A 21,091-nucleotide genomic window follows, 5' to 3' on the forward strand; every position below is an offset into this window, starting at 1 on the left:
AATGCCGGGTGAACCGGCGGCGAGGCGAGCATGGCAGGCTTTCACGACCGCGACAGCGGTGGCTATGGCTATGACGGCGGCGGGCACGAGCCCGGCGCGCCGCATGGCGTTGCCGATCCGGTGTCCCGCTGGGTGCAATATGCCGGTGCCGCCACCTCGGTCGCGCTGATCCTCGGCGTCGTGGTCTGGGGCTACAAGCTTGCCGTGCGCGACGTCTCGGGGGTGCCGGTGATCCGGGCGCTCGAGGGGCCGGGCCGCATCGCGCCCGAGGACCCGGGCGGCGATCTGGCCCGCCATGTCGGTCTTTCGGTGAACGAGGTTGCCGGCACGGGCCTTGCCGCGCCCGCGCCCGAGCGCGTGGTGCTTGCCCCCGATCCGGAGCGTCTGTCCGATGATGACGGCCCGATGTCGGCGCTGCGCCCGCTGCCCGATGTGACGCGCCCGGCGCGCGCTGCCGCACCGGAAGAGCCGGTGCCGGCGGTGCCGCCGGTGGCCGAGCTGCCCGAGGGCAGCGCCGTCGCGCTCGATGCCGAGGCCGTGCCCGATCCCGCCGCCGAGGCCGCGGAAGCGGATGTGGTCGTGGCCGGCGCCGCCCCGCCCGCCGCAATCCCGCCCGCGGCAAAGCCCGCCGCCGCCGCAAGCGCGGTGATCCCCGCGACCGTTCCCGGCGTGGCCCGCTCGCCGCGGCCGATGAAGCGTCCGGCGAAGGACCTCGTCGCCAATGCCATCGTCGCCGATGCCTCGGGCAACCGCCCGACGGCGAAGCCGAAGGCGGTGACCGAGGTCGACCCGGCGAAGCTCGCCGAGGGCACGCGCGTGGTGCAGATCGGCGCCTTCGACAGCCCCGAGACCGCGCGCAAGGAATGGGACCGGATCGCCGCCCGTTTCGACCCGCTGCTCGATGGCAAGCAGCGCATCGTGCAGAAGGCGACCTCGGGCGGGCGCGACTTCTGGCGGCTGCGCGTCGCGGGCTTCGGCAATGTCGATGAGGCGCGCCGCTTCTGCGCGGCCCTCGTCGCCGAAGGCGCGAACTGCATCCCGACGCTGGCGCGCTGATGGTGAGCGGCGCGACGATCCTTGGCTGCGCCGGCGCGCAGCTTGACCGTGACGAAGCCGCCTTCTTCCGCGCGGCGGACCCCTGGGGCTTCATCCTCTTCGGCCGCAATGTCGAGACGCCCGAACAGATCCGCCGCCTGACCGGCGATCTGCGCGCCGCCGTCGGCCGCGAGGCACCGATCCTGATCGACCAGGAGGGCGGCCGCGTGCAGCGGCTGCGCGCACCGCACTGGCGCGAATGGCTGCCGCCGCTCGATCAGGCGCGTGCCGCCGGTGCCGCGGCGCCGCGCAGCTTCTGGCTGCGGGCACGGATCATGGCGGATGAGCTGCGCGCGCTTGGCATCGACGCGAATTGCGCGCCGACCTGCGACATTGCCGGCCCGCGCACGCATCCGTTCCTGCGCAACCGCTGCTTCGGCTCTGACCCCGCGACAGTGATCGCCAATGCCCGCGCGACCGCCGAGGGCTTTCTGGCGGGCGGCGTGCTGCCGGTGATGAAGCACATGCCGGGCCATGGCCGGGCCGAGGCCGACAGCCATCTGCACCTGCCGGTGGTCGACGCGCCCGCGGCCGAGCTGGCCGAGACCGATTTCGCCCCGTTCCGCGCGCTTGCCGACCTGCCGATGGGGATGACCGCCCATATCCGCTTCACCGCCTTCGACGACGCCCCGGCGACGCAATCGCCGCGGATGATCGGCCTCATTCGCGACGAGATCGGCTTCGATGGCCTCCTGATGACCGACGACATCGGCATGGAGGCGCTCGCGGGCGGCATGGGCGCGCGTGCCGCGGCCTCGATCGCGGCGGGCTGTGATCTTGTCCTGCACTGCAAGGGCGACCGGGCCGGGATGGAACCCGCGGTTGCCGCCGCCGGCCGGCTCTCGCCCGCCGCCGCCGCCCGTGCCGCGGCGGCGCTTTCCCGGCGCCTGCCGCCCGAGCCCGTTGACATCCGCGCCCTTGAAGCCGAGCTTGAGGCTTTGCTGGGCGGCACCGCACATGGCTGAGGACCCGATCCACCTGTTCGAGGCGACAAGCGTTTCCGAGCGGCTGGCCGCGGAGGCGCTGATCGTCGATGTCGACGGCTTCGAAGGGCCGCTCGATCTGCTGCTGATGCTTTCGCGCACGCAAAAGGTCGACCTGCGCAGGATCTCGGTGCTGCAGCTCGCCGAGCAATACCTGCGCTTCGTCGAGGAGGCGAAGGCGCTGCGGATCGAGCTTGCGGCCGATTATCTGGTGATGGCGGCCTGGCTTGCCTTCCTGAAATCGCGGCTGCTGCTGCCGCCCGACCCGATGGCCGACGGCCCTTCGGCCGAGGATCTTGCCGCGCACCTCGCCTTTCAGCTCGAACGGCTTTCGGCGATGCGCGAGGCGGCGGCAAAGCTGATGGCGCGCGACCAGCTCGGCCGCGACTTCTTCGCCCGCGGCGAGGAGGAAAGCGTCGAGCGGGTGCGGCGCGTCAGCTATACCGCCTCGCTGCTCGAGCTGATGCAGGCCTATGCCCGGATCCGCACCCGCGACGAGTTCCGCCCCTATGCCTTCGACCGCAAGGACCTGATGACGATGGAGCAGGCGCTCGAGCGGCTGCGCCCGATCCTCGGCGAGGTGGTGGACTGGACCGACCTCATGCACTATCTGCCCGAGGGCTGGCAGCTCGATCCGAAGCGGCGCCGCACCGCCGCCGCCGCCACCTTCGCGGCCTCGCTCGAGCTCGCGAAACAGGGCCGGATCGAGATCCGGCAAAGAGAGACCTTCGCGCCGATCTCGATCCGCGCAAGAACCACGCCGAGGCAGGGATGACCGGGACACCGCAGGAGAAAACGCTGTTCGAGGCGCCGCCAGTCGCCGAGCAGGAGCGGATGGTCGAGGCGATCCTCTTCGCCGCGCCCGAGCCCGTCACCCTGCGCGAGATGGAGGCACGGATGCCGCATGGCTGCGACGCGGCCGAGGCGCTTGCCTATCTGCGCCGGCGCTACGAGGGGCGGGGGGTGCACGTCGTCAGGGTGGGCGACGCCTGGGCCTTCCGCACCGCGCCCGATCTCGGCTTCCTGATGCAGAAGGAGACGGTCGAGCAGAAGAAGCTCAGCCGCGCCGCGATCGAGACCCTCGCCATCGTCGCCTATCACCAGCCCGTCACCCGCGCCGAGATCGAGGAGATCCGCGGCGTCGCGGTGTCGCGTGGCACCATCGACCAGTTGCTGGAACTCGAGTGGATCCGCTTCGGCCGGCGCCGCCTGACCCCCGGCCGGCCGGTGACCTTCGTGGTGACCGAGACCTTCCTCGACCATTTCGGCCTCGAAAGCGCACGCGATCTGCCCGGGCTGAAGGAGCTGCGCGCGGCCGGGCTGCTTGACAGCCGGCCGATGCCGGGCACCGATGAGGAAGAAGAGGAAATCACCGGCCAGACCGAACTCTTCGAGGAGGAGTGACGCGATGAACATGAACCAGCTGATCAACATGCTGATCCGGATGGTGATGCAGAAGCTGATGAACTTCGGCATCCGCAAGGGCACCCAGCTTGCCGCCGGCAAGGGCAAGCCCGCGGCCGAGATGACCCCGGCCGAGCGCAAGGCGGCGCGCGAGATGCGTGCCGCAGTCAAGCGCGCCCGTCAGGCCGCCCGCATCACCCGCCGCATCCGCTGAGCCCGGGCCCCCGAAAGCCCCGGCCTCGGGCTTCCAATTGCCGCAAATATCCCGGGGGTGAATTTTGCCGAAAGGCAAAAGAGGGGGCAGGGCCCCCTCTCTTTCCGTGTCAGCCGAGCAGCCGCGCCGTCATCTCGCTCAGATCCCGGCTCAGCCCCTCGACCGCGGCGATCCGTTCGAGCTCGGCGCGGATCTTCGCCTGCCGCCCGGCGTCATAGCGCGCGCGGGTCTCGAAGGCGGTCGACATCCGCGCCGCGGTCTGCGGGTTCACCGGATCAAGCCGGATCAGCCAATTGGCATAGAAGCGATAGCCCGCGCCATCGGCGCGGTGGAAGCCCGCGTGGTTGGCCGAAAGCCCGCCCATCAGCGCGCGGAAGCGGTTCGGGTTCTTCCAGGTGAAGAGCGGGTCTTCCGCCAGCCGCGCGGCACGGTCGGCCGCCTCGGCGGGCGGGCAGAGCGCGAGCTGGGTGGTGAACCACTTGTCCAGCACCAGCGCATTCTCCTGCCAGCGGGCACGGAACCGGGCAAGCGCCGCCTCGCCCTTGCCCTGTGCCACCAGAAGCCCAAGCGCGCCAAGGCTCTCGGTCATGTTGGTCGCGCTGTCGAAAAGCGCCGCCGCCCGCGCGCCGCCATCGAGCCGGCCCAAGAGCGCCAGACAGGCCAGCCGCAGCGACCGCCGCCCGGCATCGGCCGCCTCGGGCCGATAGGTGCCGGGCAGGGCGCAGGCGTCGAAGGTCGCGGCAAGCGTGGCCTCGTGACGCGCGGCCAGCGCCTGCATCAGCGCCGCGCGCGCGGCATGGATCGCGTCCGGATCGGCGACCTTGCCAGACGCGGCGATCGCCTGCGCGATCTCGTCCTCGGAGGGCAGGCGCAGCACGAGGGCGCGGAAGGCCGGATCGGCGCTTTCGTCGGCGATCAGCCCGCCCACGGCGTCGAGATATTCGGCATCGGGCGCCGCCCCCGTGGTCATCGCGATCAGCGTCTCGCGCGCCAGGTTGCGGCCGGCCTCCCAGCGGTTGAACGGGTCGGTGTCGTGTGCCAGCAGGAAGGCCTGCTCGGCGGGCGAGCTCTGCCGCTCCAGCACCACGGGCGCCGAGAAGCCGCGCAGGATCGAGGGCACGGGTCTTGCGCCGAGCCCCTCGAAGGCAAAGCTCTGCCGCGCCTCGGTCATCTCGAGCACGCGGGTCGGCACCACCTCGTCGCCGTTCGGGCCGATCAGCCCGACCGCGATCGGGATCAGCCGCGGCGGCTTTTCCGCCTGCCCCGGGGTGGGTTTGGTTTCCTGCGAGAACTCAAGCGTGTAGGTGCCGTTCTCGAAGGTCTCCTCCACCGTCAGATGCGGCGTGCCGGCATCGGTGTACCAGCGCTTGAACTGGCCCAGATCGCGGCCCGAGGCATCCTCGAAGACGGTGATCCAGTCCTCGATGGTGCAGGCCTGCCCGTCGTGGCGCGCAAAATAGAGATCCATCGCCGCGCGGAACCCGTCAGGGCCCAGCAGCGTCTGCAGCATCCGCACCACCTCGGCGCCCTTTTCATAGACGGTCGAGGTGTAGAAGTTGTTGATCTCGCGGTAATGGTCGGGGCGCGGCGGATGGGCGAGGGGGCCGGCATCCTCGCGGAACTGGCGCGCGCGCAGCGCGATCACGTCCTCGATCCGCTTCACCGCGCCAAGCCGCATGTCCGCGGTGAAGGACTGGTCGCGGAAGACCGTCAGCCCTTCCTTCAGGCACAGCTGGAACCAGTCGCGGCAGGTGATGCGGTCGCCGGTCCAGTTGTGGAAATACTCGTGCCCGATCACCCCCTCGATGCGCTCGTAATCGAGATCGGTCGCGGTCTCGGGCGAGGCGAGGACGAGCTTCGAGTTGAAGATGTTCAGCCCCTTGTTCTCCATCGCCCCCATGTTGAAATCATCGACCGCAACAAGGTTGAAGACGTCGAGGTCGTATTCGCGCCCGAACGCCTCCTCGTCCCATTTCATCGAGCGCTGGATCGCGCCGAGCGCATAGTCGGTGCGGTCCTCGTCGCCCGGGCGGACCCAGACGTTCAGATCGGTCTTGCGCCCCGACATCGTGGTGAAGCTGCCCGGCGTCGCCACCAGCTCGCCCGCGACGAGGGCGAAGAGATAGGCAGGCTTCGGCCAGGGGTCGTCCCATTCGGCCCAGCCCGCGCCCGCGCCGACCGGGTTGCCGTTCGACAAAAGCACCGGCGCATCCCCCTCGATGCGCACGTGGAAACGCGCCATCACGTCGGGGCGGTCGGGGTAGAAGGTGATCTTGCGGAAGCCCTCGGCCTCGCATTGGGTGCAATACATGCCCTTCGACATGTAGAGCCCTTCGAGCGCGGTGTTCGCCTCGGGCGCGATCTCGACCTCGGTCTCGAGGGTGAAGGGGCCTTCGGGCAGCGCGGCGGGGTGGATGGTGAGGCCGGTCTCGGTCAGCCGGTAATCCGCGGGCTTGAGCGCAGCGCCGTCGATGGCGAGCGAGATCAGCTTCAGCTCCTCGCCGTCGAGCTGCAGGGCCGCCCCCGCCGCACGCGGAGCCAGCGCCAGCCGCGCCGTGACCCGCGTCGCGCGCGGTGCAAGGCGGAAGGTCAGCGAGACCGTGCTCAGGGTGAAGGGATAGGGGCGATAATCGGAAAGATAGGTGGTGCCGTCCATGGAATTCTGCCTCCGCAATTGGCGCCAAAGCTAGGCCCCGCGGCCGGCAGGGGCAAGGGGGCGGGGCGGTTCGCGCGCTGCCCGGTCCTGCGGCAGGATCTTGCCGGGCTTGCGCAGAGTGATCGGTCAGACCCTGCGGAATGGCGGAAATCACGGCATTTTCGCTGGACAGGGGGGCAGGCTCGGGCAAAAGGTGACGCGCAAAGAAGGAGGCCAGAATGACGGCACGGGTGGAACGCGAAGGGTTGCAGGTGGCGGCGGAGCTGGCCGCTTTCGTCGAGGAACGGGCGCTGCCGGGCACCGGGGTGGAGCCGGCGCGGTTCTGGGCGGGCTTCTCGGCGCTGCTGCATGAGCTCGGGCTGAAGAACCGTGCGCTTCTGGACAAGCGCGAGGCGATCCAGTCGAAGATCGACGACTGGCACCTGCATCACCGCGGCAAGGGCCATGACGCCGTGGCCTATCGCGCCTTCCTCGAGGAAATCGGCTATATCGTGCCCGAGGGCGAGGATTTCGCAATCGAGACCGCGGCGACCGACCCCGAGTTCGCCACCATCTGCGGCCCGCAGCTGGTCGTGCCGATCACCAATGCGCGCTATGCGCTGAACGCGGCGAATGCGCGCTGGGGCTCGCTTTACGACGCGCTTTACGGCACCGATGCACTCGGCGCGGCGCCCGTGGCGAAGGGCTATGACCCGGCACGCGGCGCACGGGTGATCGCCTGGGCGAAGGATTTCCTCGACCAGAGCTTCCCGCTGGTCGCCGGCAGCTGGGCCGCGGTCACCCGGCTCTGGATCGAGGATGGCGGGCTCTTCGCCGAGACCTCGGAAGAGACCGGGCTGAAGGACCCGGCGCAATTCGTGGGCTTTGCCGGCGAGGCGGGGGCGCCGGTCTCGGTGGTGCTGCGCCACAACGACCTGCATGTCATCGTCGACATCGACCCGAGCCATCCGATCGGCAAGACCGATCCCGCCGGCATCAGTGACGTGCGGCTGGAGGCGGCGATCTCCTCGATCATGGATTGCGAGGATTCGGTCGCCTGCGTCGATGCCGAGGACAAGGTGCTCGCCTATGCGAACTGGCTTGGCCTGATGCAGGGCACGCTTGCCGAAGAGGTGACGAAGGGGGCTGCCACCTTCACCCGGGCGCTGACCCCCGATCTGGCCTTCGTCGACCCCGACGGCATCGACTTCACGCTGAAGGGCCGCGCGCTGATGCTGGTGCGCAATGTCGGCCATCTGATGACCACGCCGGCGATCCTGACCCGCGACGGTGCCGAGGCCTTCGAGGGGCTGATGGACGCGATGGTGACGGTGCTCTGCGCGCTGCACGACCTGAAGAAGGAGACGGGCGTGCGCAATTCGGTCACCGGCTCGGTCTATGTGGTGAAGCCAAAGATGCACGGGCCCGAGGAAGTGGCCTTCGCCGACGAGATCTTCGACCGGGTCGAGGAGGTGCTGGGCCTGCCGCGCCACACCGTCAAGCTCGGCATCATGGACGAGGAGCGGCGCACCTCGGTCAACCTGAAGGAATGCATCCGCGCCGCGAAGCATCGGGTGGCCTTCATCAACACCGGCTTCCTCGACCGCACCGGCGACGAGATCCACACCTCGATGGAGGCGGGGCCGATGCTGAGGAAGGGCGAGATGAAGTCGCAGCCCTGGATCCAGGCCTATGAGGACCGCAATGTCGACATCGGCCTGCGCTGCGGGCTTGCCGGCAAGGCGCAGATCGGCAAGGGGATGTGGGCGGCGCCCGACAAGATGGCCGACATGCTGGCGCAGAAGATCGGCCATCCGAGTGCGGGCGCGAATTGCGCCTGGGTGCCGAGCCCGACCGCGGCGACCCTGCACGCGACGCATTACCACCGCATCGACGTGAAGGCGCGTCAGCGCGAGATCGCGGCGATGAACCGGCCCGGCCGGCTCGACGACCTGCTGACGATCCCGCTTGCCGCCGGGCGGAATTACTCCGAGGCCGAGATCACCGACGAGATCGAGAACAACGCGCAGGGCATCCTTGGCTATGTCGTGCGCTGGGTCGATCAGGGGGTGGGCTGCTCGAAGGTGCCCGACATCCATGACGTCGGCCTGATGGAGGACCGCGCCACCTGCCGGATCTCGAGCCAGGCGCTGGCGAACTGGCTGCACCATGGCGTGGTCAGCGAGGGCCGGGTGATGGAGGCGCTGCGCAAGATGGCGGCGGTGGTCGACCGGCAGAACGCCGGCGATCCGGCCTATCGGCCGATGGCGCCGGGCTATGACGGGCTCGCCTTCCAGGCGGCCTGTGATCTTGTCTTCCTCGGCTCGGTGCAGCCCTCGGGCTATACCGAGCCGGTGCTGCACGCGCGCCGCGCCCAGGTGAAGGCGGGCGGCTGAGGCGTTGCGAAGGAGAGGGGGCGCTGCCCCCTCGCCCCCGAGGTATTTCGGGCAAGGAGAAAGCAGGGGGGCGGTTTTTGCCCGGCAACGGGGCAGATTTCCCGGATGCACAGCCCCTGCGCGGTGATGCGTCTTTTCCGGCACTCGGAGACCGACTAGCTTTTCCGGCGAAAGGAGTTTCACCATGACGAGACCTGTTGTCGGCATCATCGGCAATCGCGGCCTGCTGAACGGGCGCTATCCCGTGCACGAAGGCGGGCAGATGAACTCCTGTGCGGTGAGCCATGTGGCACAGTGCATCCCGCTGCTGATCCCGGCCGACCCGGCCTATCTGTCGGTCGAGGAGCTGCTCGAGGTTTGCGACGGTTTCCTGCTCACCGGCGGGAGACCGAATGTGCACCCGAACGAATATGGCGAGGCGGAGACCGAGAAGCACGGCACCTTCGACCGCGCCCGCGATGCGATTACCCTGCCGCTGGTGCGCGCCTGTGTCGCGCGGGGTCAGCCCTTCCTCGGCATCTGTCGCGGCTTTCAGGAGGTGAACGTGGCGATGGGCGGCACGCTCTACCCGGAAATCCGCGAGCTGCCGGGGCGGATGAACCACCGGATGCCGCCCGAAGGCACGCTCGAGGAGGCCTTTGCGCTGCGCCACAAGGTGGAGCTGACGCCGGGCGGGCGCTTCGCGCGGCTGTTCGGCGCGAGCGAGGTGATGACCAACACGCTGCACGGGCAGGGCATTGCCGCGCCGGGGCCGCGGGTGGTGATCGAGGGGCGCGCCGAGGACGGCACGCCCGAGGCGATCTGGGTGCGCGATGCGCCGGGCTTCACCCTTGCGGTGCAATGGCACCCGGAATGGAACGCCGAGGCCGATCCGGTCTCGCGCCCGCTCTTCACCGCCTTCGGCGATGCGGTGCGGGAATGGGCGGCGGGCAAGGGGCAGGCGGCGCAGGTCGCCTGAGCCCTAGAGGTATCTCGCCGCTTCCTTGCGTGCGAAGGGCTTGAGCCGGTCGCCATGCGCCTCGAGCCAGACGCGCACGCGGGGCGCGTCGTGTTTCGCGAGTTCCCGCAGCCACCAGCCGATCGCCTTCTGGATGAACCAGTCGCGGTCGGGTGCCAGCCGGTCGGCCCAGCCGAGCACACGCTCGCGGATCGCGACCTCCTCGGCGGTGGGGTGGTTCGACTTGGTGAAGGGCAGGGTGATGACCAGCGCCGCGCGCCGGGTCCACATGTTGGGGCTGTCGATCCAGCTCTCGACCCGGTCGAGCCGGGCGGGATCGGCGGTAAGCCGGCGCGCGCCCGCGGCGCAGGCGGTGTCGGCCACGGCCCAGGCGTCGAACCCTTCGGCCCAGCCGGCGATCATCTCCCAGGCGGCTTCGTCGGGGCGGATCCGGGCCTGGGTCAGCAGTTTCGCCGCGGCGATCATCGCCTCGTGGATGTTGCTGTCCCACAGCCCGCGGGCGAGGGCGAGGCGTTCGTCCAGCGTCGCCTGCGCCCGCCACAGCCGCGCGCAATCCTCGATCAGCGGCACCGGCACACCGAGATAGCGGCGCTCGGCCTTGTGATAGGCGGCGGCATCTTCTGCGCGCCCGGCATCGCCGCAGGCCTCGAGTGCCGCGATCGCATCCGCAACGCCGGGCGGCGGGCCGAGGTCTTCGGCCGCCTCCGGCTCGGCATATTGCACATAGGCGGCATCCGAGGCGGCATAGGCCGCGGCCTCGGCGGCCAGCTGCGCCTCCTCGGCGGACATCTCGCGCTCGGGGCCCTGACGGATCAGTTTCGGCTTGCGGCTGCGCCCCATCACTCCACCGTCACGGATTTCGCCAGGTTGCGCGGCTGGTCCACGTCCGTGCCCTTGGCGATGGCGGTGTGATAGGCCAGAAGCTGCGCCGGCAGCGCGTAGAGGATCGGCGCGAAGGGCTCGGCCACCGCGGGCATCTTCAGCGTGGCCCAAGTGCCCTCGGCCGCCTCGGCGATGCCCTTCGCATCCGAGATCAGCAGCACCATGCCGTGGCGCGCCATCACCTCCTGCATGTTCGACACGGTCTTGTCGAAGAGCCGGTCATGCGGCGCCATCACGATCACCGGCACCATCCGGTCGATGAGCGCAATGGGGCCGTGCTTGAGCTCGCCAGAGGCATAGCCCTCGGCATGGATGTAGCTGATTTCCTTGAGCTTCAGTGCGCCCTCGAGGGCCAGCGGGAACATCGGGCCGCGGCCGAGGAAGAGGATATCCTGCGCCTCGGCCAGCCGCTCGGCGAGCTTCACGATCGGCTCCGAGGTGGCGAGTGCGGCGTTCATCAGCCCCGGAAGCGACCTGAGCGCCTCCAGATGCGCGGCGAGCGCCTCGGGCCCGATCCGGCCGCGGTCGACGCCCGCCTTCAGCGCCATCACCGCCAGCACCAGAAGCTGGCAGGTGAAGGCCTTGGTCGAGGCGACGCCCACCTCGACACCGGCGAGGATCGGCAGCGCCACGTCGCATTCGCGCGCGATCGAGGAGGTGGCGACGTTCACCACGGCGATGGTCTTGCGCACCTTCTCGGCGCAATAGCGCAGCGCGGCGAGGGTGTCGGCGGTCTCGCCCGACTGGCTGACGAAGATGGCGAAGCTGTTTTCCGGCAGCGGCGGCTCGCGATAGCGGAACTCGGAGGCGACGTCGATCTCGCAGGGCAGGCCGGCGAGGCTCTCGAACCAGTATTTCGCCACGGTGCAGGCGTAGAAAGCGGTGCCGCAGGCGACGAGCGTCAGCCGGTCGAGCCCGGTGAAATCAAGCGATTCCGGCAGGTTGACCCCATTCTCGCGCAGGTAATGGTGCAGCGCGTCGCCCAGAACCACCGGCTGTTCGGCGATTTCCTTCGCCATGAAATGCTTGTAGCCGCCTTTCTCGACGCGGGTGGCGCCAAGGTCGATGCGGGTCTCGTCGCGGTTCGCGCGGCGGCCCTCGGCGTCGAAGATCTCGGCGCCCTTGCGGGTGATGAAGGCATAATCGCCCTCGGCCAGATAGGTGATGCGGTCGGTGAGCGGGGCGAGCGCGATCGCATCCGAGCCCACGAACATCTCGCCGTCGCCATGGCCGATGGCGAGCGGCGAGCCCTTGCGCGCGGCGATCAGCAGGTCGTCCTCGCCGGCGAAGATCCACAGCAGCGCGAAGGCCCCCTCGAGCTTCTTCAGCGTCGCCACGGCGGCCTCGCGCGGGGAAAGGCCGCGGTCGATGAACATGCGGGTGATCAGCGCGACGGTCTCGGTGTCGGTCTGGGTCTCGGCGATCAGCCCGGCGGCGGCGGCCTCCTCGCGGAGTTCGCGGAAGTTCTCGATGATGCCGTTGTGGACCACGGCAACCGGGCCCGAGAGATGCGGATGGGCATTGCCCACCGTTGCCGCGCCATGCGTCGCCCAGCGGGTATGGCCGATGCCCGCCTTGCCCGCGAGCGGCTCGTGCACCAGCAGGTCGGACAGGTTCACCAGCTTGCCCACGGCGCGGCGCCGGTCGAGCCGGCCGCCGTTCACCGTCGCGATGCCCGCCGAGTCATAGCCGCGATATTCCAGCCGCTTGAGGCTTTCCACGAGCAGCGGCGCCACTTCGTGACTGCCAAGAACACCAATGATCCCACACATTTACGCGCCTTTCTTCAGGCTGGCTTTTTGCGCCCGGAGGCGCTCGAACAATTTCGTCGCAAGGCCCGGTTTCGACACCTGCTTGGCGCGGCCAAGCGCCAGCGCGCCCGGAGGCACGTCATTGGTGATGACCGAGCCCGAGGCGGTCAGCGCGCCGTCGCCCACCGTCACCGGCGCGACCAGCATCGTGTCCGAGCCGATGAAGGCATTGGCGCCGATCGTGGTGCGGTGCTTGAACACGCCGTCGTAATTGCAGGTCACGGTGCCGGCGCCGATGTTGGTGCCCTCGCCGATGTCGGCATCGCCCAGATAGGTCAGGTGGCCGACCTTCACCCCTTCGCCGAGGATCGAGTTCTTCACCTCGACGAAGTTGCCGACATGCACGTCCTCTGCGAGTTCCGCGCCGGGGCGCAGCCGGGCGAAGGGGCCGATGGTGGCGCCGCGCGAGATGTGGCAGCCCTCGAGATGGCAGAAGGCCTCGATCGTCGCGCCGCTCTCGATGGTGACGCCGGTGCCGAAGACGATGTTCGGGCCCAGCACCACGTCGCGGCCGATATAGGTATCAAGCGCGAACCAGACCGTCGCCGGGTCGGTCATGGTGACGCCGTTCTCCTGCGCCTCGGCGCGCATCCGCGCCTGGAACAGCGCCTCGGCGCGGGCAAGCTCGGCGCGGGTGTTGATGCCCAGCGTCTCGGCCTCGGGGCAGGTCACGATCTCGGCCGACAGGCCCTCGGCACGGGCCGCGGCGACGACATCGGTCAGGTAATATTCGCCCGCCGCATTGTCATTGCCGAGCCCGGCGACAAGGCGGGCCAGCACCGCGGCGTCACAGGCGAGGACGCCCGAGTTGCACAGGGTGATCGCCCGCTCGGCCTCGCTCGCGTCCTTGAACTCGACGATCCGCTCGAGCGTGGCGCCCTGCGCCACCAGCCGGCCATAGCGGCCCGGATCGGCCGCCTCGAAGCCCAGCACGGTGACATCGGCGGGGCTTGCCGCCAGCGCCTCGAGCGTCTCGGGGCGGATGAACGGGGTGTCGCCGTAAAGCACGATCACCCGGCCCTCGAAGCCCGCAAGCGCGGGCAGGGCCTGCGCCACGGCATGGCCGGTGCCCAGCTGCTGGTCCTGCAGCACGACCTCGGCCTCGGGGTCGAGCCTGGCCACCGCTTTCGTCACCGCCTCGGCGCCATGGCCCGCGACGACGATCACCCGCTCGGGTTCGAGTGCGCGGCCCGCGGCCAGCGCATGGGCGACAAGCGGCGCCGCGCCCAGCCGGTGCAGCACCTTCGGCAGGTCGGAATTCATGCGGGTGCCCTGTCCCGCGGCGAGAACGATCAGCGCAATGGCCATGAGAGTGCCTTTTCTTCTGCTCGTCCCCGTTTTACCCATAGCTTGCCCCGCCGCAAGTCCGCGCTCTTCACGCTCTCTTTCGCGGTGTTACGAGAAGGAGGCAGGAATGCGCACGGTGGTTTTCGATCTCGACGGCACGCTCGCCGACACCTCGGCCGATCTGATCGCGGCGGCGAATGCCTGCTTTCGCGCCCGCGGGCTGGGCGATCTGCTTGATCCGGGCGCCGATGCGCTGACCGCCTTTCATGGCGGGCGCGCGATGCTGCGGCTTGGCTATGGCCGGGCCGGCCACCCCGAGGCAGAGGCCCTGACCGAGGCCGATTATGCGCCGCTTCTGGCCCATTACGGCGCGCATATCTGCGAAAGCACCCGCCTTTATCCGGGCGCGGCCGAGGCGGTCGAGGCGCTGCGCGGCGCGGGGTTCGCCACCGCGATCTGCACCAACAAGCCCGAGGGGCTGGCCCGCCGCCTGGTCGCCGATCTGGGCATCGCCGGGCTTTTCGATGCGCTGATCGGCGCCGACACGCTGCCGGTGCGCAAGCCCGATCCCGCGCCCTATGCCGCCGCGGTCGCCGGCGCCGGGGGCACTGTCGCGCGCTCGCTCCTTGTCGGCGACACCGCGACCGACCGCGAGACCGCGCGCGCCGCGGGGGTGCCCTGCGTGCTGGTCACCTTCGGGCCCGAAGGGGCCGGGATCGCCCGGCTTGCCCCCGAGGCCCTGCTCGACTATTACGGCGATCTTCCGGCGCTCAGCGCCCATCTGATAGTCTGAACGAGTTCTCCGATGACCGCGATTTCCGCCTCTGCGCCGGCTCCGGCCGCCGCCCGCCGTGCCATCCTCTTCGCCCTGCTCGTCGTTTTCATCGACATGGTCGGTCTCGGCCTGATCCTGCCGGTGATGCCGCGGCTGATCGAGGAGGTGGGCCATGTCGGGCTGGGCGATGCCGCGACGGTCGGCGGTGCGCTCTTCGCCGTCTACTCGCTCGCCCAGTTCCTGCTGGCACCGATGCTCGGCGCGCTGTCGGACCGGATCGGGCGCCGGCCGCTGCTGCTCCTGGCGGTGGGCGGGCTCGGCTTTGACTATGTGCTGCATGCGCTCGCACCGAGCCTTGGCTGGCTGTTTGTCGGGCGGATCATCGCCGGCGGCTGCGGCGCGTCCTTCGTGATTGCCAATGCCTGCCTCGCCGATGTCTCGACGCCCGAGAACCGTGCCCGCGTCTTCGGCCTGATGGGGGCGGCCTTCGGGCTCGGCTTCGTGCTCGGGCCGGGGCTCGGGGGCATGCTCGGCACGCTCGGCACGCGGGTGCCATTCTGGGCCGCGGCGGCGCTCGCATTCGCGAATTTCATCTTCGGGCTGATCGCGCTGCCCGAGACCCTCGCCCCCGAGAAGCGCCGCGCCTTCCTCTGGCGCGAGGCGAATCCGCTGGGCGTGCTGACCGTCTTTGCGCGCTACCGCGGCGTCTTGCCGATGGCGGCGGTGGTCTTTCTCTATTTCTTCGGCTCGGCGGTCTATCCGGCGATCTGGTCGTTCTGGGGGATCGCGAAATTCGGCTGGTCCGAGCTCACCGTGGGGATCAGCCTCGCGGGCTTTGGCGGGGTGATGGCGCTTGCTCAGGCGACGCTCGTCGGCCCCTCGGTCGCGCGCTGGGGCGAGGCGCGGGTGGCGCTCTTCGGTCTCCTGATCGCGGCGGTCGTCTGCCTTGGCTACGGGCTCTCGACCGGGCTTGCGATGGTGCTGGTGCTGGTGCTGCTGCACGCGCCCGAAGGCTTCGTGCATCCGATGATGAGTGCGCTGATGTCGCGCGCCGTGCCCGAGGATGCACAGGGCGCGCTGCAGGGCGGGATCTCGGCGCTGATGAGCCTCGCGATGCTGCTCGGCACGCTGTTCTTCACCTGGATCTTCGGTTATTTCCTGTCGGGCGCCGCGCCCTGGCGCAGCCCGGATGCGGCCTTCTTCGTCGCGGCGGCGGTGCTTCTGGTGCCGCTCGGGCTGTTCGCGGGGCTGATGCGACGCCACAGGATCTGAGGCGGACATGGACGAGATCTTCACCGGCAACTTCACCCAGCAGGAGCCGATCCCCGAGGCAGCGATCGAGGCGGCGGTCGCGGTGCTGCGCACGGGGCGGCTGCATCGCTACAACACCGTGCCCGGCGAGGCGGGCGAGGCGGCGCTTCTCGAAGAGGAATTCGCCGCCGCGACGGGCTCGAAATACTGCCTCGCCGTCGCCTCGGGCGGCTATGCGCTTGGTTGCGCGCTGCGCGCGGCGGGGGTGAGACCCGGCGACAGGGTGCTGACGAACGGCTTTACGCTCGCCCCGGTGCCGGGCGCGATCGCCGCGCTTGGCGCGGTGCCGGTCTTCGTCGAAGTGACCGAGGATCTGGTGATCGACCTCGACGATCTGGCGGCAAAGGCGGATACGGCGCGGGTCTTGATGCTCAGCCACATGCGCGGCCATATCTGCGACATGGATCGGCTGATGGAGATCGCCCGCGCCCATGAGCTGACCGTGATCGAGGATTGCGCCCATACGATGGGGGCCGCCTGGGCCGGCGTGCCCTCGGGCCGGCACGGCGCCATCGGCTGCTATTCGACGCAGACCTACAAGCACATGAATTCGGGCGAGGGCGGGCTGATTGTCTCGGACGATCCCGACCTGATGGCGCGGATGATCCTGCTCTCGGGCAGCTACGTGCTTTACCCGCGCCACCGCGCCGCGCCGCCCGCCGCCCATTTCGAGGCGCTGAAATACGACACGCCGAACGTCTCGGGGCGGATGGACAACCTGCGCGCGGCGGTGCTGCGGCCGCAGATCGCGACGCTGCCGGAGCGGGTGGCGCGCTGGAACGCGCTCTACCGGGTGATGGCGGCGGGGCTTGCGGGCGTGCCGGGGCTGCGCCTTGTGCCCCGGCCGCAGGCCGAGGCCTACGTCGGCTCGTCCTTCCAGTTCCTGCTGCCCGAGCATGGCCCCGAGCGCATCGCCGCCTTCGTTGCGCGGCTTGCGGCACGCGGGGTCGAGCTGAAATGGTTCGGCCCGGCCGAGCCCGCGGGGTTCACCTCGCGCTATGACAGCTGGAAATACGCGCCGGTGCAACGCCTGCCGCGCACCGACCGGGTGGTGGCGGCGCTGCTTGACCTGCGCCTGCCGCTGACCTTCGCAGAGGCCGACGTGGCACAGATCGCGCGCATCATCGCCAGCGAAGTGCCGCGCTGAGACCGGGGCAAGGGGGCGCTGCCCCCTCGCGGCCACGGCCGCTCACCCCCGAGGTATTTCGGCCAAGATGAAAGCAGGGACTTTTCCCGCTTCCAATTGCCTCAAATATCCCGGGGGGAGTCCGCAGGACGGGGGGCAGCGCCCCCCTGATCCGCGAGGTCCCAGGCGCGCGCGCGGGCGGCAAGATCGGCCATCACCGCGCGCCGTTCCGCGGGCGTCATCCGCGCCCAGCGGCCGATCTCCTCAAGGCTGCGAAAGCAGCCGGTGCAGACTTTCGTCTCGGGATGCAGAGCGCAGAGCTTGCGGCAGGGGCTTTCGATCGCCCCGCGCTCAGCCATCGGCGCGGCCGAGATAGCCGAGCCGGTCGAGCGCGCCCTGCAGGATGAACCCCGCGGCGACATGGTCGATGCGCTCGGCCCGCGCGCGCCGCGACAGATCCGCCTCGAGCATCGCGCGTTCGGCGGCAACGGTCGACAGGCGCTCGTCCCAGAAGGTGATCGGCAGCGGCGTCAGTTTCTCGAGATTGCGCGCGAAGGCGCGGGTCGACTGGCAGCGCGGGCCCTCCGATCCGTCCATGTTGCGCGGCAGGCCCAGCACGATGCCGGTCAGCGCGCGCCCGGCGATGATCGCGAGCAGCTTCTCGGCGTCGAGGGTGAACTTCTCGCGCCGGATCGTCAGCAGCGGCGTCGCCACCGAGCGCAGCCCGTCCGAGACCGCGACGCCGATCGTCTTCGTGCCGAGGTCGAGCCCGACGACGGCGCCGGCGCGGGGCAGGGCGGTGGCGAAGGCCTCGATGGTGTCGCAGATCACGGCGCCACCTTCGCGGCTTCGGCCGCCTGCTGCACCATGGCGAGCGCCGCGGCGTCGCCCGCGAGCGCCTCCTGCGCCTTGCCGTAGATCTCCTTCGCGCGCCCGGTGTCGCCGAGCATGGCAAGCGAGCTCACCGCGCGCGCCCATTCCTGCGCCGAGCCGCCCTCGGTCGTCAGCCGCCCGACCAGCCCGTCGACCATGCCGCGGATCATCTGCTGGCGTTCCTCGGGGCTCATCGTGGCGGCGTTCTGCACGTCCTCGGTGCTCGGCCCCGGCATCGCGCCGGCCATCGGGGCACCGGCCGGGGCGCCGCCGCCCATCGGCCCCATCGCCGCGCCGACCGGCGCCTGGGTCGCCGCGTCGATCTTCGCGAGCGCCTCCTTGTCGGAGACGAATTTCGCGCGTGCCTCGGTCGCGATCGCATCGGCGCGCCCGGTGTCGCCCAGCATCCTGAGCGAGGAGACGAGCTTTGCCCAATCCTCGACCGGGCCGCCTTCGGAGGCGAGGCGGTCGTTCAGCTGCTCGACCATGCCGCGGATCATCTGCATCCGCTCCTCGGGCGTCATCTGCGCCGCATTCGCCATGTCGGCGGCCGAGGGGCCGCGCGCGCCCGGCGGGGTATAGTTCTGCTCGCCCGCAAGCCAGGCGAGCTCCTCGATATTGGCCCGGATCGGCGCGTTCCAGGGCGCGTCGGCGGGGGTGTTGCGCAGCAGCCCGTCCCAGAGCAGGAAGGCGCGGTCGGGCCTGCCGTTCTGCCCCATCATCAGCCCGATGTAATAAAGCGCGAGGCCGTTCTTCGGCTCCTTGTCGAGGGCGGTGGCAAAGGCCGCCTCGGCGTCGCGGGTGACAAGGCCGCCGGCGGCGACCACCATGTCCTCGCCAAGCTGGGCGTAATCCTCGCCGGTTGCCGCCGCGCCCTTCGCCGCGATCAGCCGTTTCTGCGCCTCGTAGCCGGCGCGGAAATTGCCCATCGCCATCTCGTTGCGGGCGAGCAGGGTGAGGCCCTCGAGATCGGCGGGTCGCGCGGCCACGGCCTGACGGAGCTTCTCCATCAGCTCGGCGAATTTCGGATCGACCGCCGGGGCCGGGCCGCGGCTGGCGGCGGCCTGTTTCTCGGCCTCCTCCTGCGAGGGGCGGCTTTCATAGGAGGTGTCGGCCTCGGCCAGGCGCTGGCGGATCGGCATGTCGCCATAGCCGCGCGCGCCGAGCACCGCATAGCCCGCGAAGGCCGCGGCCAGAAGCACCACGACAAGGCCTGCGGCCGCAAGGGTGGCGCCACGCGGCGCCTCGCCCGCGCGCCGGCCGAGGTCTTTGCCGGCACGTTCCTGCCGGTCGGCCTCGAGCATCCGGCGCGAGATCTCGAGCCGGGTGCGCTCGGCCTCCTCGGGCGAGATCACACCGCGGGCGCGGTCCTTCTCGAGATCGGAGAGCTGGTCGCGATAGACCTGCACGTCATAGCTCGCGGTCGAGGTTTCCTCCTCCGGGTGCCGGCGCAGCAGCGCCAGCCCGAACAGCAGGGCGATCAACGCCACGAGGGCGGCGGTGAGTATCCAGAACAGCATGGCGTCTCCTATCCTCGCCCCCGTTTAGGCGATGTGTCCGGGGCACGAAAGAGACAAGCGCGTGAGGGGGCGCCGTGTCGCATGAGGCGATGTCGCTTTTTTCCCTGCGATGCCGCTTGAGGGGGGCTTTCGCGACAGGGCCGGGTCCATCAAGGTGGGGAAGAGCGGCGCTGACTCGCCGCTTTCGGACAGTCGACGGGCGAAGGAAACGCGATGAGACGGTATTCGATGTTCGCGGTGGCGCGCGAGGCGCTGCGCTACCACGCGGGCTGGGAGCGCGCCTGGCGCTCGCCCGAGCCGAAGAAGCGCTATGACGTGGTGGTCGTGGGCGCGGGCGGGCATGGCCTTGCCACCGCCTATTACCTCGGCAAGGTGCATGGCATCACCAATGTCGCGGTGATCGAGAAGGGCTGGCTCGGCGGCGGCAACACCGGGCGCAACACCACGATCATCCGCTCGAACTACCTTCAGGACGCCTCGGCGGCGATCTTCGAGAAGGCGCTGCAGCTCTATGAAGGCCTGTCGCAGGATCTGAACTACAACGTCATGTTCAGCCCGCGCGGCCTTCTGATGCTGGCGCAGTCCGAGCACGAGATGCGCGGCTACAAGCGCACCGTCTATGCCAACGCCCTGCAGGGCGTGCAGACCGAATGGATCTCGCGCGAGCGGGTGAAGGAGCTGGTGCCGATCATCAACCTCGACGGGCCGCGCTATCCGGTTCTGGGCGCGCTCTATCAGGAACGCGGCGGCACCGCGCGCCACGACGCCGTCGCCTGGGGCTATGCCCGCGGCTGCTCGGCGATGGGGATGGACATCATCCAGCAATGCGAGGTCACCGGCATCCGCACGGTGAACGGCAAGGTGCAGGGCATCGACACCACGAAGGGCGCGATCGACTGCGGCAAGCTCGCGATGGTCGTCGCCGGCCATTCGGGCGTGCTGGCCGAGATGGCGGGCTTCCGGCTGCCGCTCGAATCCGTCGCGCTGCAGGCCTGGGTCAGCGAGCCGATCAAGCCGGTGATCGACGTCGTCGTCATGGCGAACCTCGTCCATTGCTACATCAGCCAGTCCGACAAGGGCGAGCTGGTGCTGGGCGGCGGCATCGACCATTGCAACAACTACACGCAGCGCGGCTCGTGGTACACGCTCGAGGAGACCACCCGCGCCCTCGTCGAGACCTATCCGGTGGTGTCGCGGCTGAAGATGCTGCGGCAATGGGGCGGCATCGTCGACATCACCGGCGACCACTCGCCGATCATCTCGAAGACCCCGGTCGAGGGCATCTTCGTCGATTGCGGCTGGGGCACCGGCGGCTTCAAGGCGATCCCGGGCTCGGGCTGGGCGATGGCGGAACTGGTGGCGAAGGGCCATTCGCCCTTGGCCGAGGGCTTCGGCCTGAACCGCTTCCGCGAGGGCCGCTTCATCGACGAATCGGTTGCGGCCGGGGTGGCGCACTGATGTCCGCGCAGGTTTCCGGACCGGCGCTGACGCTGGTGTTTCTCGACGATGCGATGGTGCTGACGCGGCGCACCTTCGCCGACTGGCGCGCGGTGCAGGAGCATTTCCCGCGCTACAAGACCAGTCTCGAGCCCGACGTTCCGGCGCATCTGGTCGAGTATCTGAGCTTCGATTACCCCGACATGCCCGAGGCAACCGGGCATGACTGGTCCGAGGTCGTGGCCGCCTTCGTCGCCTCCGGCGCCGAGGAGATGCCGCTTGCCCGCAACGGCGCATGGGTGTGCCGATGCTGACCCGCCCCCTTTCATCTTGCCCGAAATACCTCGGGGGTCCGGGGGCGGAGCCCCTGGCACTCTCCATCAG

At 69.7% G+C, this 21,091-nt stretch carries 19 protein-coding genes; 12 read left to right on the plus strand and 7 right to left on the minus strand.

The window, feature by feature from the left end:
• The first annotated feature begins 30 nt into the window (after window positions 1-30).
• The 5 genes from EOW66_RS04190 to EOW66_RS04210 are packed head-to-tail and all read left to right on the plus strand — an operon-like array spanning window position 31 to window position 3,696.
• Entirely contained in the window at window positions 31-1,056 is a 1,026-nt protein-coding gene (locus EOW66_RS04190) for an SPOR domain-containing protein (protein WP_128155070.1), read from the plus strand.
• Complete coding sequence (locus EOW66_RS04195) at window positions 1,056-2,060, plus strand: glycoside hydrolase family 3 N-terminal domain-containing protein (protein WP_128155072.1); 1,005 nt, start codon at window positions 1,056-1,058, stop codon at window positions 2,058-2,060. The genes EOW66_RS04190 and EOW66_RS04195 overlap by 1 nt, the downstream gene beginning before the upstream one ends.
• On the plus strand, window positions 2,053-2,853 hold the full coding sequence (locus EOW66_RS04200) for a segregation and condensation protein A (RefSeq protein WP_128155074.1): 801 nt from the start codon (window positions 2,053-2,055) through the stop codon (window positions 2,851-2,853). Before EOW66_RS04195 ends, EOW66_RS04200 begins: the two co-directional genes overlap by 8 nt.
• The gene (gene scpB, locus EOW66_RS04205; protein ID WP_128155076.1) at window positions 2,850-3,482 is read left to right on the plus strand and encodes an SMC-Scp complex subunit ScpB; all 633 of its coding nucleotides are present in this window, start codon (window positions 2,850-2,852) and stop codon (window positions 3,480-3,482) included. The genes EOW66_RS04200 and scpB overlap by 4 nt, the downstream gene beginning before the upstream one ends.
• Before the next feature lie 4 nt (window positions 3,483-3,486).
• Window positions 3,487-3,696, plus strand: coding sequence for a hypothetical protein (locus EOW66_RS04210; protein WP_128155078.1), 210 nt, complete (start codon window positions 3,487-3,489; stop codon window positions 3,694-3,696).
• A gap of 109 nt (window positions 3,697-3,805) precedes the next feature.
• On the opposite strand, the gene pepN is transcribed toward EOW66_RS04210, so the two are convergent.
• On the minus strand, window positions 3,806-6,352 hold the full coding sequence (pepN, locus tag EOW66_RS04215) for an aminopeptidase N (protein WP_128155080.1): 2,547 nt from the start codon (window positions 6,350-6,352) through the stop codon (window positions 3,806-3,808).
• Window positions 6,353-6,570: 218 nt separating this feature from the next.
• On the opposite strand from pepN, the gene EOW66_RS04220 reads away from it, so the two are divergent.
• Together EOW66_RS04220 and EOW66_RS04225 are read left to right on the plus strand one after the other, a co-directional pair.
• On the plus strand, window positions 6,571-8,727 hold the full coding sequence (locus tag EOW66_RS04220) for a malate synthase G (RefSeq protein ID WP_128155082.1): 2,157 nt from the start codon (window positions 6,571-6,573) through the stop codon (window positions 8,725-8,727).
• 184 nt (window positions 8,728-8,911) lie between these two features.
• Window positions 8,912-9,685 (plus strand): gamma-glutamyl-gamma-aminobutyrate hydrolase family protein, encoded by a 774-nt coding sequence (locus EOW66_RS04225; protein ID WP_128155083.1) that lies wholly within the window; start codon window positions 8,912-8,914, stop codon window positions 9,683-9,685.
• Between the two features lie 3 nt (window positions 9,686-9,688).
• On the opposite strand, the gene EOW66_RS04230 is transcribed toward EOW66_RS04225, so the two are convergent.
• From EOW66_RS04230 to glmU, 3 genes are read right to left on the minus strand one after another with little or no spacing between them, the layout of a single operon-like run.
• The gene (locus tag EOW66_RS04230) at window positions 9,689-10,528 is read right to left on the minus strand and encodes a DNA alkylation repair protein (RefSeq protein ID WP_239017488.1); all 840 of its coding nucleotides are present in this window, start codon (window positions 10,526-10,528) and stop codon (window positions 9,689-9,691) included.
• Entirely contained in the window at window positions 10,525-12,339 is a 1,815-nt protein-coding gene (glmS, locus tag EOW66_RS04235; RefSeq protein WP_128155085.1) for a glutamine--fructose-6-phosphate transaminase (isomerizing), read from the minus strand. Before glmS ends, EOW66_RS04230 begins: the two co-directional genes overlap by 4 nt.
• The gene (gene glmU / locus EOW66_RS04240) at window positions 12,340-13,686 is read right to left on the minus strand and encodes a bifunctional UDP-N-acetylglucosamine diphosphorylase/glucosamine-1-phosphate N-acetyltransferase GlmU (protein ID WP_128155087.1); all 1,347 of its coding nucleotides are present in this window, start codon (window positions 13,684-13,686) and stop codon (window positions 12,340-12,342) included.
• A gap of 106 nt (window positions 13,687-13,792) precedes the next feature.
• Here glmU and EOW66_RS04245 point away from each other — a divergent pair, with 106 nt between their 5' ends.
• The 3 genes from EOW66_RS04245 to EOW66_RS04255 are packed head-to-tail and all read left to right on the plus strand — an operon-like array spanning window position 13,793 to window position 16,898.
• Window positions 13,793-14,458, plus strand: coding sequence for an HAD-IA family hydrolase (locus tag EOW66_RS04245; RefSeq protein WP_128155089.1), 666 nt, complete (start codon window positions 13,793-13,795; stop codon window positions 14,456-14,458).
• A gap of 12 nt (window positions 14,459-14,470) precedes the next feature.
• Window positions 14,471-15,712, plus strand: a complete 1,242-nt coding sequence (locus EOW66_RS04250) for an MFS transporter (RefSeq protein WP_128155091.1) — start codon at window positions 14,471-14,473, stop codon at window positions 15,710-15,712.
• Window positions 15,713-15,719: 7 nt separating this feature from the next.
• On the plus strand, window positions 15,720-16,898 hold the full coding sequence (locus EOW66_RS04255; RefSeq protein ID WP_128155093.1) for a DegT/DnrJ/EryC1/StrS family aminotransferase: 1,179 nt from the start codon (window positions 15,720-15,722) through the stop codon (window positions 16,896-16,898).
• Window positions 16,899-16,999: 101 nt separating this feature from the next.
• Here EOW66_RS04255 and EOW66_RS04260 read toward each other — a convergent pair whose 3' ends face one another.
• Genes EOW66_RS04260 through ccmI form a run of 3 tightly spaced genes read right to left on the minus strand, consistent with a single transcriptional unit; the run spans window position 17,000 to window position 19,270 of the window.
• A complete protein-coding gene (locus EOW66_RS04260) occupies window positions 17,000-17,299 on the minus strand; it encodes a DUF1289 domain-containing protein (RefSeq protein ID WP_338054812.1) in 300 nt (99 codons plus the stop codon).
• Window positions 17,229-17,708, minus strand: coding sequence for a Holliday junction resolvase RuvX (gene ruvX, locus EOW66_RS04265; RefSeq protein ID WP_128155097.1), 480 nt, complete (start codon window positions 17,706-17,708; stop codon window positions 17,229-17,231). Before ruvX ends, EOW66_RS04260 begins: the two co-directional genes overlap by 71 nt.
• Complete coding sequence (ccmI, locus tag EOW66_RS04270; RefSeq protein ID WP_128155098.1) at window positions 17,705-19,270, minus strand: c-type cytochrome biogenesis protein CcmI; 1,566 nt, start codon at window positions 19,268-19,270, stop codon at window positions 17,705-17,707. Before ccmI ends, ruvX begins: the two co-directional genes overlap by 4 nt.
• Before the next feature lie 213 nt (window positions 19,271-19,483).
• Between ccmI and EOW66_RS04275 the strand changes: the two genes are divergently transcribed.
• Both EOW66_RS04275 and EOW66_RS04280 read left to right on the plus strand, forming a co-directional pair.
• The gene (locus tag EOW66_RS04275; protein ID WP_121531298.1) at window positions 19,484-20,728 is read left to right on the plus strand and encodes a sarcosine oxidase subunit beta family protein; all 1,245 of its coding nucleotides are present in this window, start codon (window positions 19,484-19,486) and stop codon (window positions 20,726-20,728) included.
• On the plus strand, window positions 20,728-21,021 hold the full coding sequence (locus EOW66_RS04280; protein ID WP_128155100.1) for a hypothetical protein: 294 nt from the start codon (window positions 20,728-20,730) through the stop codon (window positions 21,019-21,021). Before EOW66_RS04275 ends, EOW66_RS04280 begins: the two co-directional genes overlap by 1 nt.
• The last annotated feature ends 70 nt before the right edge of the window (window positions 21,022-21,091 follow it).

Origin of the sequence: Paenirhodobacter huangdaonensis (genome assembly GCF_004022465.1) — a bacterium.
In the GTDB taxonomy this organism is placed as follows: domain Bacteria; phylum Pseudomonadota; class Alphaproteobacteria; order Rhodobacterales; family Rhodobacteraceae; genus Rhodobacter; species Rhodobacter huangdaonensis.